At 59.7% G+C, this 15,610-nt stretch carries 12 protein-coding genes and 2 pseudogenes; 11 read left to right on the plus strand and 3 right to left on the minus strand.

All coding sequences use genetic code 11. The features are described from left to right. Positions 1–7 precede the first annotated feature (7 nt). The 4 genes and pseudogenes from AB1E33_RS21465 to AB1E33_RS21480 all read left to right on the plus strand — a co-directional run. Positions 8–1,006 (plus strand): ornithine carbamoyltransferase, encoded by a 999-nt coding sequence (locus AB1E33_RS21465; protein ID WP_372579292.1) that lies wholly within the window; start codon positions 8–10, stop codon positions 1,004–1,006. A gap of 3 nt (positions 1,007–1,009) precedes the next feature. Continuing rightward, positions 1,010–1,945 (plus strand): carbamate kinase, encoded by a 936-nt coding sequence (gene arcC, locus AB1E33_RS21470; protein WP_372579293.1) that lies wholly within the window; start codon positions 1,010–1,012, stop codon positions 1,943–1,945. An 18-nt stretch (positions 1,946–1,963) separates the two neighbouring features. Continuing rightward, a complete protein-coding gene (locus tag AB1E33_RS21475) occupies positions 1,964–4,693 on the plus strand; it encodes a cation-translocating P-type ATPase (protein WP_372579294.1) in 2,730 nt (909 codons plus the stop codon). Positions 4,694–4,954: 261 nt separating this feature from the next. Beyond that, positions 4,955–5,706 (plus strand): annotated as a pseudogene (locus AB1E33_RS21480) (IS6 family transposase); the annotation flags it as partial. Positions 5,707–5,896: 190 nt separating this feature from the next. Here the strand turns inward: AB1E33_RS21480 and AB1E33_RS21485 are convergent. After that, on the minus strand, positions 5,897–6,079 hold the full coding sequence (locus tag AB1E33_RS21485) for a DUF1674 domain-containing protein (protein WP_372579295.1): 183 nt from the start codon (positions 6,077–6,079) through the stop codon (positions 5,897–5,899). A 91-nt stretch (positions 6,080–6,170) separates the two neighbouring features. Here AB1E33_RS21485 and AB1E33_RS21490 point away from each other — a divergent pair, with 91 nt between their 5' ends. The 7 genes from AB1E33_RS21490 to AB1E33_RS21520 all read left to right on the plus strand — a co-directional run bounded on the left by AB1E33_RS21490 (position 6,171) and on the right by AB1E33_RS21520 (position 14,687). Then, a complete protein-coding gene (locus AB1E33_RS21490; RefSeq protein ID WP_372579296.1) occupies positions 6,171–7,430 on the plus strand; it encodes an RsmB/NOP family class I SAM-dependent RNA methyltransferase in 1,260 nt (419 codons plus the stop codon). Positions 7,431–7,510: 80 nt separating this feature from the next. Further along, positions 7,511–9,250 carry a heparinase II/III family protein gene (locus tag AB1E33_RS21495; RefSeq protein WP_372579297.1) on the plus strand — a complete coding sequence of 580 codons (1,740 nt, stop codon included), beginning with the start codon at positions 7,511–7,513 and terminating at the stop codon, positions 9,248–9,250. Positions 9,251–9,272: 22 nt separating this feature from the next. Beyond that, positions 9,273–10,862 carry a bifunctional phosphoribosylaminoimidazolecarboxamide formyltransferase/IMP cyclohydrolase gene (gene purH, locus AB1E33_RS21500; protein ID WP_372579298.1) on the plus strand — a complete coding sequence of 530 codons (1,590 nt, stop codon included), beginning with the start codon at positions 9,273–9,275 and terminating at the stop codon, positions 10,860–10,862. After that, positions 10,862–11,350, plus strand: a complete 489-nt coding sequence (lspA, locus tag AB1E33_RS21505; RefSeq protein WP_372579299.1) for a signal peptidase II — start codon at positions 10,862–10,864, stop codon at positions 11,348–11,350. The genes purH and lspA overlap by 1 nt, the downstream gene beginning before the upstream one ends. 51 nt (positions 11,351–11,401) lie before the next feature. Beyond that, positions 11,402–11,917, plus strand: a complete 516-nt coding sequence (locus AB1E33_RS21510) for a DUF3035 domain-containing protein (RefSeq protein WP_372579300.1) — start codon at positions 11,402–11,404, stop codon at positions 11,915–11,917. 158 nt (positions 11,918–12,075) lie between these two features. After that, complete coding sequence (locus AB1E33_RS21515; protein WP_372579427.1) at positions 12,076–13,386, plus strand: M16 family metallopeptidase; 1,311 nt, start codon at positions 12,076–12,078, stop codon at positions 13,384–13,386. Then, positions 13,383–14,687, plus strand: coding sequence for a M16 family metallopeptidase (locus AB1E33_RS21520; RefSeq protein ID WP_372579301.1), 1,305 nt, complete (start codon positions 13,383–13,385; stop codon positions 14,685–14,687). Before AB1E33_RS21515 ends, AB1E33_RS21520 begins: the two co-directional genes overlap by 4 nt. Here AB1E33_RS21520 and AB1E33_RS21525 read toward each other — a convergent pair. Further along, positions 14,650–15,153: a cyclic nucleotide-binding domain-containing protein gene (locus AB1E33_RS21525; protein ID WP_372579302.1), complete on the minus strand. Its 504-nt coding sequence runs from the start codon at positions 15,151–15,153 to the stop codon at positions 14,650–14,652. The genes AB1E33_RS21520 and AB1E33_RS21525 overlap by 38 nt on opposite strands. After that, positions 15,134–15,292: pseudogene (locus AB1E33_RS21530) on the minus strand (CBU_0592 family membrane protein); the annotation flags it as partial. The pseudogene AB1E33_RS21530 and the gene AB1E33_RS21525, both read right to left, overlap by 20 nt. Positions 15,293–15,610 lie beyond the last annotated feature (318 nt).

The raw sequence follows: 15,610 nt of genomic DNA on the forward strand, positions 1-15,610 counted from the left end.
ACCTGAAATGGCATTCAATCTCAAAAGCCGCAGCTATCTCAAGATCGCCGATTTTACACAGCGTGAGATGCTATATCTGCTGGACCTGGCCCGTGATCTGAAGCGGGCAAAATACTCCGGATCCGAACAGCCTGCCTTAAATGGCAAGAACATTTGCCTGATCTTTGAAAAAACATCGACCCGTACTCGTTGCGCCTTTGAGGTTGCCGCCTACGACCAGGGAGCAAACATCACTTATCTGGATCCGTCAGGATCTCAGATCGGGCATAAGGAATCCATGAAGGATACGGCACGAGTTCTGGGCCGGATGTTCGATGCGATCGAATTCCGCGGTGCGGGCCATGAAATGGTCGAGGAACTGTCTGATTACGCAGGAGTCCCCGTCTATAACGGCTTGACCGATGACTGGCATCCGACACAGATGCTGGCGGACATGCTGACGATGATCGAACATGCGGACAAGCCGCGAAAGGACATCGTTTTTGCCTATTCCGGAGATTGCCGTTCCAACATGGGCAACTCTCTTTTGATGCTTGGTGCGATTATGGGATGCGACGTCCGCATGATATCCCCAGCCGAAACACAACCGCATGACGATATTCGGGAACTGGCGATGGAGCGCGCTGAGAAGTCCGGTGCGCGTGTCACGATTACCGACGACTCGAGCGCTGTTGAAGGGGCCGATTTCATTCACACCGATGTTTGGGTGTCGATGGGTGAACCCAAAGAAGTTTGGGCTGAGCGCATCAAACTGCTGACACCCTATCAGGTGAACATGGATCTGATGAAAAGGACCGGAAACCCCAATGTGAAATTCATGCACTGCCTGCCGGCTTTCCATAACCTTGAAACCCAGGTCGGTCGCGATATTCACGAACAATTCGGCATCACAGAAATGGAAGTGACTGAAGAAGTCTTCGAAAGTGAAATGAACATCGCATTCGAGCAGGCTGAAAACCGGATGCACACAATCAAGGCGATCCTCGTTGCAACCCTCGGAGGTTGAATCATGAGACTGGTTGTTGCGCTTGGAGGAAATGCGCTGTTGCGGCGAGGGCAGGAAATGACCGCTGATAACCAGCGCGAAAACGTTCGGGTCGCGGCGCATACCCTTGCCCCTCTGGCTGAGCGACACGAACTGGTGGTAACGCACGGAAACGGTCCGCAAGTCGGGCTTCTGGCGCTGCAGGAAGCGGCCTACACGGACGTCGAGGAATACCCCCTGGACGTCCTTGTTGGCGAAACCATGGGGATGATCGGGTACATGATCGAGCAGGAGATGGGAAATCTCCTGCCGTTCGAAAAACCGTTGGCTACAATTTTGACCATGGTCGAAGTCGACCCGGAAGATCCGGCTTTTGCGGATCCGACGAAATTCATAGGGCCGGTCTATTCCAAGGAAGATGCACAGCTGTACGCGACCGAAAAGGGCTGGACGGTCAAACCCGACGGCGACAAGTGGCGCCGGGTCGTTCCCTCCCCACCGCCCAAGCGGATCTTTCAGGTTCGTCCGATCAGTTGGTTGCTGGATCAGGGAAGTGTGGTTATCGCGGCCGGCGGGGGTGGGATTCCGACCATGTATGGTGAAGACGGTAAGCTAAAGGGCGTGGAGTGCGTGATCGACAAGGACCGGTGTTCATCCATGCTGGCGCAAGAGATCAATGCCGATGCATTCATCGTGGCTACCGATGTTGAAGCCGTCTATCTTGACTGGGGAAACCCACAACAAAGCGGCATTCGACGTGCCTCACCTGATCATTTGGATGCGTTCGGCTTTCCAGACGGGTCCATGGGACCAAAAGTTCAATCCGCTCAGGATTTTGCGCGTGCAACGGGTGGCAAGGCGATAATCTGCTCCTTGTCGGATATTCCAGCTGCGTTGAACGGCGATGCCGGTACCACCGTCGACCCGGATGCGACCGATATCGAATACTATCCCAACTGAGTTAGAAGAATAAATTCTATGAACGAAACTTCGCAGCTTCCGACGGCAGATGCCAATTTACCGTGGACCACTCCACTGGAAACTCTGGCGCAAACTTTGGATTCAGATCTGCAATCTGGTCTGAGTTCCGAAACCGCATCCCGGAAGCTGGCCGAGGTCGGGCCCAACAAGCTGGTCGAGGCAGCTCGGATCTCGCCGTGGTGGCTTTTTCTGATTCAGTTCAAAAATCCGCTGCTGATCATTTTGATCATCGGAGCCGTGATTTCGGGGTACACGGCACATTGGATCGACGCGATCGCAATCGCCGTCATCGTCGTGATTAATGCGATCATTTCGTTTGTGCAGGAACATAGCGCCGCAAAGTCTCTCGCGGCGTTGAAAGATATGGCGGCGCCGCAAGCTTTGGTGCGCCGGGATGGCAAATGGGTTGTCATCGCAGCGGCGGATATTGTTCCGGGCGATGTCCTCAAGTTCAAGGCAGGTGACATTCTTGCTGCCGATGTCAGGTTTGGCCAGGCGGACCGCCTGCAGGTCGACGAAGCAGCCCTGACCGGTGAATCCGAACCTGTGACCAAGCACAATCAGCCGATTGCCGATCCGGACGTCATTTTGGCCGACCGCCTGAACATTGGCTTCATGTCTACTAAAGTCACTAACGGAGCCGGTGAAGGCATCGTCGTCGCCACCGGCATGAGCACCGAGGTTGGTCACATCGCCGGTATGATGGCCGCGGCGGAAGAACCCAAAACGCCGTTGCAGGAGAGAATTGAAAAACTGTCGCGCATCCTGATCGGTGCTGCATTGGGCGTTGTAGCGATTGTGATTGGCATTGGCGTCATGCAAGGCATGGACCTGTCCGAGATGCTGACAACCGGTATTTCGTTGTCCGTTGCCGCAATACCCGAAGGGTTGCCAACGGTCGTGACGATTGTGCTGACACTTGGGTCACAGCGAATGGCACGCAACAACGCTTTGGCTCGGCGGTTGAGTTCGGTGGAGACGCTGGGCACCACCTCCGTCATCTGTTCCGACAAAACGGGCACGCTGACACAGAACCAGATGCAAGTGATGCAAACCTGGGCCGGTGGCAAGACCTGGGAAGTGACAGGCGAAGGGTTTGATCCGAATGGTCAGTTCGTCGCTACTGATGGGGCACCTGCCAATATCGATGACGAAGAAGACCTGCGGCATATGCTGAGTGTGTCCGCCTATTGCAATGACGCTGAAATGACGATGTCGGATGGCCGCCCCGATATTCAAGGCAATCCGACGGAGGGTGCACTGGTCGTCGCAGCGGTCAAGGTTGGGATCACACGCAAAGGATTGATGGAAAGCCAAGTCGATACCCTTCAGACTTTCCCGTTTGACAGCACCCGCAAAATGATGAGCCTGCTTGTCCGTTTGCCGGACGGGCACGACTACCTCATCGCGAAAGGAGCGCCCGACGTCATCCTGGGCCGGGCGAAAGAAGTCCGTATCAAAGGTGAAAACGTGCCGATGACGCCCGACCGGCGCACAGAGGTTGAAGCCGTCATAGAACAATTCGGAAGCGGAGCGCTGCGTACGCTGGCGGTTGCTTACAGGCGGGTCGAGGATGGGAAATTCGATCCCGAAAATCCGGAACAGGATATCATCCTGCTTGGCATTCACGGCATCATGGACCCGCCCAGACCCGAAGTTAAAACAGCCGTGGCGGAAGCCACAAGTGCGGGCATCAGGACAGTCATGATTACCGGCGATCACGCCGTCACAGCTCAGGCCATTGCCGAAATGATCGGCATCAAAAAGCGAGAGGACCAGACCGTCCACACGGGGTCTGAGCTGGATGGTCTGGATGATGGCCAGCTCGAAGAAGTGGTCCAGCATGCAGCGGTCTTTGCAAGGGTCACTCCTGAACACAAGCTGCGTATCGTCAGTGCCCTTCAGCGCAACGGTGAAGTAGCCGCCATGACCGGGGACGGCGTTAATGATGCACCCGCTCTGCGTACCGCCGACATCGGTGTTGCGATGGGCATTACAGGTACATCAGTAGCGAAAGACAGCGCCGCCCTGATCCTGTTGGATGATAATTTTTCCACAATCGTGAAAGCGGTCAGCGAAGGGCGCCGCATCTATGACAACCTGCTGAAGTTTGTGCGACAGGCACTGACAGCAAACGTAGCCGAAGTCTCGACGATCCTGTTCGCCTTCATTCTAATGGGCGATGACCCCCTGATGCCGCTGACGCCGTTGATGATTTTGTGGGTAAACCTTGTCTCGGATGGCATTCCTGCGCTTTCGTTGGGTTTCGAGAAGGCTGAGGACGACGTCATGGAGCGCACACCGCGCAGCCGTGAGGAAGACCTGTTCGCGGGTGGCCTGAAACAACGGATCATTTTTCGCGGTCTGGCTGTTGGCGCTGTGACATTTTATGTTTTTCAAACTGCACTTTCCAAAGGTGAGACATTGGCGTCCGCTCAAACGATGGCTTTCGTGACGATCATGTTTGCGCAGGTTTGGCACATTTTCGACGCTCGTTCGAGCTGGACCCTGTTCCGCAAATCGCCATTTGGAAATGAGTATCTCTTAATGGCAATTGGACTGTCCGTTTGTTTGTCAGCGATCGCAGTGTTTACACCTTTCGGTCATTTTGTTCTAGGGACCGAAAGCCTTACAGCCTACATGCTGATAGGTTGTTTTGGAATTGCAGCACTGCCGACCCTTGTTCTGTCAGGAATAAAGGAAATCTTTGGCTGGCGTGTTTTGTAGAGGATTGCCAAATTGTTGCGCTGACAGCGCGACACGCAACACCGCCTTGAATACCCGCATTCAGCGGTTCGGTTGCTATGACAAGTCCCATCCGTCAGACCGGGCGCAGAGGTGGATTATATAGCAGATTTTTGGAGCGACCATAATCAGCTTTACGCAGGACACACTTATCCTGCGATCTCGGCAAACACTCGAAAGCCGGATGTCACGCCGGCACCGTTAACTTAATACACATGTCTCGTTGATGTGTGATTGGGTCGCATAACCAACCCCAACAGTTCTTCCAACTATCACCGCCACCGCTTCCGGCCGGATGTGATCGCCCAGGCGGTCTGACTGTATTTTCGCTTCCCTCTCAGTTTGCGCATGGTCGAGAATCTTTTGGCAGTGCGCGGGATCGTCGTGTTACACCAGACGATCCGCAAGGGGGCCGAGCAGTTTGGGCGTCAGTTCGCCGGGACTATCAGATGCTGCTCCGCTGACCGGTTTGATGGTAAGTAGCGCCTCGACGAAGTCGTTATCACGAGCCAAGGTAAGAAAAACTGGCTTTGGCGGGCGGTCGATCAAGACGGATTTATCCTGGACGTGCCGGTTCAGAGCCAGCGCACCACCAAAGCTGCCAGGCGATTGATGCGAAAGCTGCTCAAGCGGCAGGGAACTGTCCCGCGCGTCTTGATCGCTCCCTCTCTTGACATTGCTGCGCAATGCATTGTCGGGCAAGTGACAAATTGCGCTCGCACGGGGCGGCGAGGCGTAGGACCATGCCGAATGTCGAGCATCAACCCCATACCGGCTTGAACAACCGAGCGGAGAACTCCCACCAGCCAACGCGACAACGAGAGAAGTTGGTGAAGAGGTTCAACTCAGCAGGACACCTGCAACGCTTCGTACCCATCCACGACCCGGTAGCCTACCTGTTTCAGTTGCCCCGCCACGAAATGACATCAGTCGACTTTCGGGAAATAGGGTCCCTTGCTGTGCAAACCCGGCGGGAAATTGCACAGGCCTCAGCTACTAATCGCAAGGTCGGTGGAACTCGCTGGCTCACAGAATTTAAGTTTATAGTGCCGACTATGTGCGCCAAGATCGGGCGTGGGTTGGTTATTGTCGGCCTTCTGGTGGCGTTTGAACGGGCGACTTTATCCCTTGGGCGCACTTTGATCGCATGCCTTTGAAGCCCAGTATGACTACCGCCGCAGTCTGTCAGAAATCGATCGCCAGCCCTTTGTTCTCCCAATCGCCATATCGCACGGGTTCCGGCCCGTCACGTCCGCCCAACTCTTTGGGCCCCGGCTTGGCTTCGGTTTTAGCCAGACGGCGGCGTTCTTCTGCTTCGGCCAGTGCGCGCTGTGCGGCGGCGGGCAGGTCTTTGGGGGTTTCGCTCATGGCCTGGGTTCCTTTCCGGTCTCGCCCTTGATATACGCCCGCCTCTGCCCGTGGCAATGCGGGCATTGCGTCACAGATCAGGATCAGAGGCATGAACGACACCGCGACACGGGCGCGCCAGAGCGCGGTTTACCTGCTGGATCAGATATTGGGCGAGCATCGGTTAATGTCGGAATGTTTGGCGGCTGGCGCCCTGGACAAGCTGGCCGCCGAGGACCGCGCGCGGGCGCAGCGTCTGGCGTTGGACACGTTGCGCGGACTGGAGCGGGCCGACCGGATGCTTAACAAGCATCTGCAGAAAAAACCGCCGCTGCCGGTACTGAACGCGTTGCGTCTGGGTGTCGTGGAACTGGCCCGGGGCGAGGCAGCGCATGGCGTGGTCAACGCGATGGTCGAGATCACCGCGCGCTCCCGCCGTCACGGGCGGCTCAAAGGGCTGGTCAACGCGGTATTGCGCAAAGTGGCAGTTGATACGCCCAAGCACTGGGAGTTGCTGCGGGTGCCGCGGCTGCCGAAATGGCTGCGCACCCCGCTGGTGCAGGCCTGGGGTGCGGAAGCCGTGGCAGGCATGGAACGGGCGCATTTTGCCGGCGCGCCGCTTGATCTGACGCTGAAAACCGGTGCCACAGCGCCTGAGGGTGCCCTATTGCCAACCGGATCTGTGCGGATAGACGGCCCGGTACAAGTGACGGCGCTTCCGGGATATGAAGCGGGTGATTGGTGGGTGCAGGATGCCGCCGCCGCTCTGTCCGCAAAGGTGTTGGCCGCACAGCCGGGGGAGGCGGTGCTGGATCTCTGCGCCGCTCCGGGTGGCAAGACGCTGCAACTGGCGGCACAGGGCGCAAACGTCACCGCGCTGGACCTTTCTGAGGCGCGGATGCGGCGGGTGCGCGAAAATCTCGGCCGCACCGGTCTGAGCGCCGAACTGGTCGTGGGTGACGCGCTGGAGCATGAGGGCAGTTATGACGCGATCCTGCTCGATGCGCCCTGTTCAGCCACTGGTACCATCCGGCGACACCCCGATCTGCCCCATGCCAAGGACGGCTCGGAATTTGGCGATCTGATCGCGCTCCAGGCGCAGATGCTATCCCATGCTCACACGCTGCTGAAACCCGGCGGACGGCTAGTCTATTGCACCTGCTCGCTGCTGCCGGATGAGGGCGAGGTGCAGATTGAGGAGGTGCTAGAGAAGTTCCCCGATCTGAGCGTGGACCGCGCAGCGCTTGATCTGCCAGGGGTCGAGCCCGGCTGGATGACGCAAGAGGGTGGGCTGCGCCTGCGTCCCGATTACTGGCCCGAGCGTGGCGGCATGGACGGGTTCTATATCGCCTGTCTGCGCAAAGCGGGCTGAGTGCGAGTTCGACGGTGACTTGCATTGCCCGAACCGCTAAGCTCTGCGACAAACGCCAAAGAGCGTGAGAGGCAGTGACAATGTCCAGTTCCGATACGATGGCGACCCGTTGGGCTCGGTTCCAGAACCGATTTTACGCGCGGCTGAGCCAGCGGCGCGCGGCAGTGACCGGATTCGTATCGCAGCCCGAACCGCGCACCGTCGGCGTGTTTGCCCGTGGACGGCAATTGCTGGCGGGCAATCTGCTTTTCGCTGGATATCTGGTCGAATCGCGCGACAGCGGGCTGTGGGAGGTCGCTTCGCCCAACCCGTCCTTCGACGAGGAACGGCATGGCTTTGCTTGGCTCGACGATCTTGCCGCCGTGGGCGATGTGCGGGCGCGGGCCAAGGCGCAGATCTGGCTCTGGGGCTGGATCGACCATCACGGGCGGGGTCGCGGCCCGGGCTGGACGCCGGAACTGACCGGTCGGCGGGTGATTCGCTGGATCAACCACGCGCTCTTTCTGCTGCGCGGTGTCGAGCCGGAACAAAGCGATGCGTTCTTCCGCTCGCTGTCGCACCAGACCTGGTTTCTGGCCCGGCGCTGGAAATCCGCGCCGCCGGGACTGCCCCGCTTTGAGGCGCTGACAGGCCTGATTTATGCCTCGCTGGCGCTGGAGGGTTTGGAGGAATTGGCCGATCCGGCGATCCGCGCGCTGGGGCAGGAGTGCCGTAGCCAGATCGATGCGCAGGGCGGGGTGCCCACGCGCAACCCCGAGGAATTGCTGGAAGTGTTCACGTTGCTGACCTGGGCGGCAGCGGCCCTTCAGGAGGCCGGGCGCGGTGTCGGTGCCGATCATGCGGCGGCCATCCTGCGCATTGCGCCCAGCCTGCGGACCTTGCGCCATAGCGATGGTGCTCTGGCCCGGTTTCATGGCGGCGGCAGCGGAATCGAAGGCCGGCTGGACCACGCGCTGGCGGCAAGCCAGACCAAGCCGACGCCCTTTGACCGGTTGGCGATGGGCTTTGCCCGTCTTGCGGGCGGGCGCACCAGCGTGATTGTCGATGCAAGCCCGCCACCTTCGAGGCGTGCCTCGTACAAGGCGCATGCCTCGACACTGGCGTTCGAACTGACCTCGGGCCGCCGCCCTCTGATCGTGAATTGCGGGGCGGGCGACAGCTATGGTCCTGAATGGCGGCGTGCCGGGCGGGCAACACCCTCACATTCGACTCTGTGTCTGGACGGCTATTCCAGCGCGCGGCTGGCTGAGCCCGAACGCGGCACCAGCAACGAAGCGCTGATCTCTGCCCCGCGCGACGTTGTGGTCGAAATGTCAGACCTGTCCGACGGGGTGCGGTTTCAGGGCGGGCATGACGGCTATGATGCGGTGTTCGGCCTGACCCATGCCCGAACGCTAGAACTGTCGTTCGATGGTCGCGGGCTGACCGGCGAGGACATGCTGCTCGCTATGAGCGACCCGGCCAAGCGGCGTTTCGACAAGGCGATGGATGCCGCGCAGCTTGCGGGAATCGGCTTTGACGTCAGGCTGCACCTGCATCCGGACGTGGATGCGGCGGTCGATCTGGGTGGCGCAGCGGTGTCGATGGCGCTGAAAAGTGGCGAGATCTGGGTTTTCCGGCATGACGGGCAGCATAAATTGGCTTTGGCCCCAAGCGTTTATCTGGAAAAAGGTCGTCTGAAGCCGCGCGCGACAAAACAGATCGTTCTATCCGGGCGCGCAATGGGGTATGCGACGCGCATCCGGTGGACGCTGAGCAAGGCGCAGGACACTGCGATTGCCATTCGCGACCTAAACCGGGATGAGCCGCAATTCGACTGATCCGCAAGAGGACCAAGACCATATGACCGACCTTTACCCCGTGCGCCGCGCGCTGCTGTCCGTATCCGATAAGACCGGACTGATCGAATTGGGAAAGGCGCTGTCGGCGCAGGGTGTAGAATTGCTCAGCACCGGCGGATCGGCGAAGACCCTGCGCAAGGCGGGGTTGAACGTGCGCGACGTGGCCGAGGTCACCGGCTTCCCCGAGATGATGGATGGCCGTGTCAAGACGCTGCATCCGATGGTGCATGGCGGGCTGCTGGCGTTGCGCGACAATGACGCCCATGTGGCCGCGATGGATGAACACGGGATCGGCGCGATCGACCTGTTGGTGGTGAATCTCTACCCGTTCGAGGAAACCGTCGCCAAGGGTGCCGATTATGACACCTGCATCGAGAACATCGACATTGGCGGCCCGGCCATGATCCGCGCGGCGGCCAAAAACCACGCTTTCGTCAACGTGGTGGTGGATGTCGAGGATTACGACACGCTGCTGGCAGAGCTTGCGGCCAATGACGGCCAGACGTCGTATGCCTTCCGGCAGGCACTGGCCCAGAATGCCTATGCCCGCACCGCCGCCTATGACGCCGCCGTGTCGAACTGGATGGCGGGCGCGCTGAAACTGCAGGCCCCGCGCCGTCGCGCGGTGGCGGGCAAGCTTGCGCAGACCCTGCGCTATGGCGAGAACCCGCATCAGGAGGCCGCGTTTTACCTCGATGGCTCCGCTCGCGCAGGCGTCGCTACGGCGCGTCAGGTGCAGGGCAAGGAGCTGAGCTATAACAACATCAACGACACCGATGCAGCGTTTGAATTGGTATCCGAGTTTGATCCCGCCGACGGCCCCGCCGTTGCTATCATCAAACACGCCAACCCCTGCGGCGTGGCACGTGGCGCGACCCTGAAAGAGGCCTATCAGAAGGCGTTCGACTGCGATCGCACCTCGGCATTTGGGGGCATCATCGCGCTGAACATGTCGCTGGACGCCGATACTGCCCGCGAGATTGTGCAAATCTTTACTGAGGTGGTGATCGCACCGGGTGCCTCGGAGGAAGCAGTTGAGGTGTTTGCTGCCAAGAAAAACCTGCGCCTTCTGCTGACCGATGGACTGCCCGACCCGCAGGACAGCGCGTTCACCACCCGTCAGGTGTCAGGCGGCATGCTGGTGCAGGACAAGGATGTGGGCCACCGCGACATGGGTGACCTGAAAGTGGTGACCCAAAACGCTCCGACCAAGGAGCAGATGGCCGATCTGCTCTTTGCCTGGAAAGTGGCGAAACATGTCAAATCCAACGCCATCGTCTATGTGAAGGATGGCCAGACTGTGGGTGTCGGCGCGGGCCAGATGAGCCGGTTGGACAGCGCCACCATCGCAGGAGTCAAGGCACAGCGCATGGCTGAGGCACTGGACCTGCCGGTTAGTCTTGCCACAGGGTCCGCCGTGGCCTCGGACGCGTTCTTTCCCTTTGCTGACGGGTTGCTGGAGGCCGCCGCAAACGGCGCGACCTGCGTGATCCAGCCCGGCGGGTCGATGCGCGATGACGAAGTAATCAAGGCCGCGGACGAGGCTGGTCTGGCCATGGTGTTCACCGGTATGCGGCATTTCCGTCACTGATGCTGGGCGCACGTGTCATATGGGCGGCCCTGGCGGCCTTCTTGCTAGACCAGTTCAGCAAGTACTGGGTGGTGCATGTGATGGAGGTGGACCGGCTGGGTGGCATCGATGTGCTGCCACCAATCCTGAACTTCCGCTATGGCGAAAATCGAGGTATCAATTTCGGGCTGTTTCAGGGCGATAGCGACGCCTCGCGCTGGGTGCTGATCGGATTGTCCTTCCTGATCTGCGCGGGGGTGCTGTTGTGGCTGCGCCGAGCGCCGGGTGGCTGGATCACCCAGGTCAGCGCCGGTCTGCTGATCGGGGGCGCGCTAGGCAATGTGGTGGACCGACTTCTTTATGGCTATGTGCTGGATTTCCTGAACATGTCGTGCTGCGGGTTCAATAACCCGTTCGTCTTCAACATCGCGGATGTGTTCATCTTCGCCGGGGCCTTTGGGCTGATCCTGTTCGATGGCACGAAAAAATCGCCGAAAAACGCCTCGTGACGCGGTGCGGCAAATGGGCTACAACACCGGCCAAACAGGCAGGAGGTGACCATGCGGGGACCGCTGGGCGCGATCATGATTGCAGGTGTTTTCGCTCTGTCGGCATGTGCCGACAAGGGGCTGCGTGTCCTTCGCGCGCCTGGTCCGGGGCCGGATGAGTTCGCCGTTCTGCCGGTCAAGCCGCTGACTGCACCGCAAGATTACGCGGTTCTGCCCGCGCCCACGCCGGGCGGAGCGAACTTGACCGACCCGACGCCGGTGGCCGATGCGGTCGAGGCGCTGGGTGGCAGGGCCTCTGCGCTGCAGCCGGGCGCTGTGCCATCCTCGGATGCTGCTCTGGTGAGGACGGCGGGACGCTATGGCGTGCCCGCCAACACCCGTGAGGTTCTGGCACAGGAGGATGCTGATTTCCGCCGCCGCAAAGGACGTCTGGCCAATATCCGGCTGTTCAAGGTGGATCGCTACGGCGAAGTCTATGACAAACAGGCGATTAACCCCTATGCCGCCGAAGATGCGTTTCGCCGGGCCGGGCGCGAAACCCCCTCGGCGCCGCCTGAAGATCGTTAAGAATTCTCAATTTTCTGCCATCGCCGCTTGATCCCGCGTCATTGCACCGTAGGTTGTGCGCAAGTTGGAACACATGGCTGGGCCGGGCGGATGCCGCTTGAAGATTCATGCCAGATGGAGGACACCCGATGATACGTTCCCTTGTTGGCGGGGCCGCGATGATGCTGATGCTGCCGGTCTGGGCAAGCGCCGAAACCGAGGCCGTGACCACATTCTCGCTGGATAACGGGATGGATGTGGTTGTGGTCGAGGATCACCGTGCGCCGGTCGTGCAGCACATGGTCTGGTACCGCGCCGGGTCCGCGGACGAGCCGGTTGGATCGTCGGGCGTGGCGCATTTTTTGGAACATCTGCTTTTCAAGGCGACCGACACGCTTGAATCGGGTGAGTTATCCGCGACCGTGGCCGCCAATGGCGGGCAGGACAATGCCTTCACCTCGTTCGATTACACCGCCTATTATCAGCGCGTTGCTGCGGACCGTCTGGATCTGATGATGCAGATGGAAGCGGACCGGATGCGCAACATCCGCCTGACCGAGCGTGACATCGAGACCGAGCGCGACGTGATCCTCGAAGAGCGCAACCAGCGCACCGAGAATAACCCCCGCGCGCTGTTCGGTGAGCAGTTGCGGGCGGCGCAGTATCTCAACCATCGCTACGGAGTGCCGATTATCGGCTGGCGGCATGAGATGGAAGAGCTGGATATGGACGACGCGCTGTCGTTTTATCAGACCTATTATGCACCAAATAACGCCATCCTTGTGGTGACCGGCGATGTCGATCCCGAAGAGGTGCGCGCGCTGGCCGAAAAGCACTATGGCGCGATCCCGGCCAATCCCGACCTGCCCGAGCGCCTGCGCTCGCAGGAACCGCCGCATACCGCCGCGCGGCGGCTGACCTACAAGGACCCGCGCGTGGCACAGCCCTATGTGCAGCGCAGCTACCTCGCACCCGAGCGCAATCCTGGCGACCAGAAAACCGCAGCGGCGCTGTATCTGCTCTCCGAACTGCTGGGCGGCGGCACCACCTCTTATCTGAATGAGACGCTGCAATTCGATCAGAAAAAGGCCGTTTACGCGGGCGCATCTTATGGTGGCGTGTCCTTGGATGACACCGCCTTCAACCTGTTCGTGGTCCCGTCCGAAGGCGTCTCCCTGCAGGAGGCAGAGGATGCGATGGATCAGGCCGTGGCCGATTTCCTCGCTGCTGGCGTCAACCAGGAGGATCTGGACCGGATCAAGATGCAGCTGCGTGCGGCACAGGTCTACACCCGCGACAATGTGGATGGGATCGGTAATCGCTATGGCCGTGCGCTGGCCAGCGGGCTGACGGTTCAGGATGTGCAGGACTGGCCGGACGTGTTGCAGGCCGTGACCGGCGAAGAGATCATCGCGGCGGCGCGCGAGGTCTTCCAACCCGAAATCTCGGTCACCGGCTGGCTGATGCGCGATGAGGAGGTCACCCAATGAGAGCGTTTCTGACAACCTGTCTGGTTCTGTTTCTGGCGCTGCCCGCCTGGGCAGAGGTCGAGATCAAGGAAGTGACATCGCCCAATGGCATCAAGGCCTGGCTGGTCGAGGATCACTCGATTCCCTTCACCGCGCTGGAATTGCGATTCCGGGGGGGCACTTCGCTGGATGCGTCCGACAAGCGCGGTGCGGTTTATTTGATGGCCGGGCTGATTGAAGAGGGCGCCGGTGATCTTGATGCGCGAGCCTATGCGCGCGAGTTGGAGGCGCTGGCGGCGTCTTTCGACTATGATGCCAGTGACGATACCGTGTCGATCTCGGCGCGGTTCCTGTCTGAGAACCGCGATGAGGTGACCGATTTGTTGCGCACCACCCTGCATCAACCTCGCTTCGATACGGACGCGGTAGAGCGGGTGCGCGCGCAGGTATTGTCGGGCCTGCGGTCGGATGCCAAGAACCCCAATGACATTGCCGGGCGGTCCTTTTCGCAGATGGCTTATGGCGACCACCCCTATGGCGCCGACGGTAAGGGCACGCTGGACAGTGTCGGCGCCCTGACCCGCGATGACATCGTAGCGGCCTATAAAGGCGTCTTTGCACATGACCGGCTGTATGTCGGCGCGGTGGGCGACATCACCGCTGAAGAACTGGGCGTATTGCTGGACAAGCTGCTGGCCGATTTTCCTGAAACCGGCGCACCGATTCCCGGCAAAGCAGACGTGACCATTGACGGTGGCGTCAGCGTGGTCGAGTTCGACACACCGCAATCGGTGGCGCTGTTCGGTCAGAAAGGCATCGACCGGCACGACCCGGATTTCTTTGCCGCTTATGTCCTGAACCAGATCATGGGTGGCAGCTCGCTTGAAAGCCGGCTGATGCGCGAAGTGCGCGAGGAGCGCGGGCTGACCTACGGGGTCTATTCCTATCTGGTGCCCAAGGACCTTGCCTCGGTCTATATGGGGTCGGTGGCCTCGGGAAATGACCGGATCGCCGAAGCGATCACCGTGGTACGCGACCAATGGGCAGATATCGCCGAAAACGGTGTTACTCAGAAAGAGCTGGACGATGCAAAGACCTATCTGACCGGAGCCTATCCGCTGCGGTTTGACGGCAATTCGCGGATCGCCTCGATTCTGGCGGGTATGCAGATGGACGATCTGCCGATCGACTATATCACCACTCGAAACGACAAGGTCAACGCGGTGACGCTGGAGGATGTGAACCGCGTCGCCAGTGAACTGCTGGATCCCAATGGGCTGCATTTCACGGTTGTCGGAAAACCGGTTGGGCTGGACGGATAGAGTCTTTCTGACGGGGCGTCTTTGCGGGTGCTCCGTACATCTCGATATAGCGTGAAATGCTGCCCATCAGTTTGTCGCGCGCGCAGAAATGCGAGGCAAACAGGGCGCGGTTGATCTCGTGATTGTGCGTAATCAGTGTGGCCAGCCGTGCGCCATCGAAGATCAGGCATCGCAAGGTTTCATCGGCGATGACGGTCGCGGTCGCCGTCATGCCCATGCTAAGGGTCAGCTCGCTCAGCATCTGACCATCGCTGCAGGCTTTGACCTGATGCTTATCGATCCAGATGCTGACTTGGCCCTGCAGGATGTAGATCAGGTTCTCGAACGTCTTGCCCTCGCGGATCAGGCAACCGTCCACCTGAACCGTCCGGGGCGCGACCATGTCCATCAGCCGTCGTGCCTGATGCGGGCGCAGGTTGGTCAGGCAATCGTCGATGAAGCGTTGTTCATTCGGGGTGAAACGCACGGCGCGCGTCAGAAGATAGACGCGTCATGCCAAACAGCGAGATGGTGATGAACGAGGCCAGAATGATTAGTGTCGCCAGATTGAAATACGCGGTCAGGCTGAAAAAATTGCCCGGCGCCACGATCAGGTTCATCGACGGGTAGAGAAACCCCTGTCATCTGATGAGGTCGGAACGCAACAGAAAATCTGCGCGGAAATAAAGCGCGGTCCCGAAAACGCCGTTGGCCTGAGCGATCCCTTGGCTTGAATGCATCGACAGGTAGTTCATCGCGCCCGGGCCTCGCAATATTGCGTGTTTAAAGCACGCAATAATAACAATTGAACCGACTTCGGCAGATCCGGGTGCTGAACCCATGTGGCGGGCCGAGCCCGGCCTTGTGGTCCCGAATTCCGTCCGCGCGCCTATCGGTAACGGATTTGTGTCCTGCCCAAACGAGTGATTGCACGCATTTTCGGC

Source organism: Ruegeria hyattellae (assembly GCF_041537925.1).
GTDB lineage: Bacteria > Pseudomonadota > Alphaproteobacteria > Rhodobacterales > Rhodobacteraceae > Ruegeria_C.

Bases quoted from the DNA above. Each gene is read 5' to 3' on its own strand.
- arcC (WP_372579293.1), top strand. From the start codon at position 1,010: ATGAGACTGGTTGTTGCGCTTGGAGGAAATGCGCTGTTGCGGCGAGGG.
- purH (WP_372579298.1), top strand. From the start codon at position 9,273: ATGACCGACCTTTACCCCGTGCGCCGCGCGCTGCTGTCCGTATCCGAT.
- AB1E33_RS21510 (WP_372579300.1), top strand. From the start codon at position 11,402: ATGCGGGGACCGCTGGGCGCGATCATGATTGCAGGTGTTTTCGCTCTG.
- AB1E33_RS21475 (WP_372579294.1), top strand. From the start codon at position 1,964: ATGAACGAAACTTCGCAGCTTCCGACGGCAGATGCCAATTTACCGTGG.
- AB1E33_RS21485 (WP_372579295.1), bottom strand. From the start codon at position 6,079: ATGAGCGAAACCCCCAAAGACCTGCCCGCCGCCGCACAGCGCGCACTG.
- AB1E33_RS21520 (WP_372579301.1), top strand. From the start codon at position 13,383: ATGAGAGCGTTTCTGACAACCTGTCTGGTTCTGTTTCTGGCGCTGCCC.
- AB1E33_RS21490 (WP_372579296.1), top strand. From the start codon at position 6,171: ATGAACGACACCGCGACACGGGCGCGCCAGAGCGCGGTTTACCTGCTG.
- lspA (WP_372579299.1), top strand. From the start codon at position 10,862: ATGCTGGGCGCACGTGTCATATGGGCGGCCCTGGCGGCCTTCTTGCTA.
- AB1E33_RS21515 (WP_372579427.1), top strand. From the start codon at position 12,076: ATGATGCTGATGCTGCCGGTCTGGGCAAGCGCCGAAACCGAGGCCGTG.
- AB1E33_RS21465 (WP_372579292.1), top strand. From the start codon at position 8: ATGGCATTCAATCTCAAAAGCCGCAGCTATCTCAAGATCGCCGATTTT.
- AB1E33_RS21495 (WP_372579297.1), top strand. From the start codon at position 7,511: ATGTCCAGTTCCGATACGATGGCGACCCGTTGGGCTCGGTTCCAGAAC.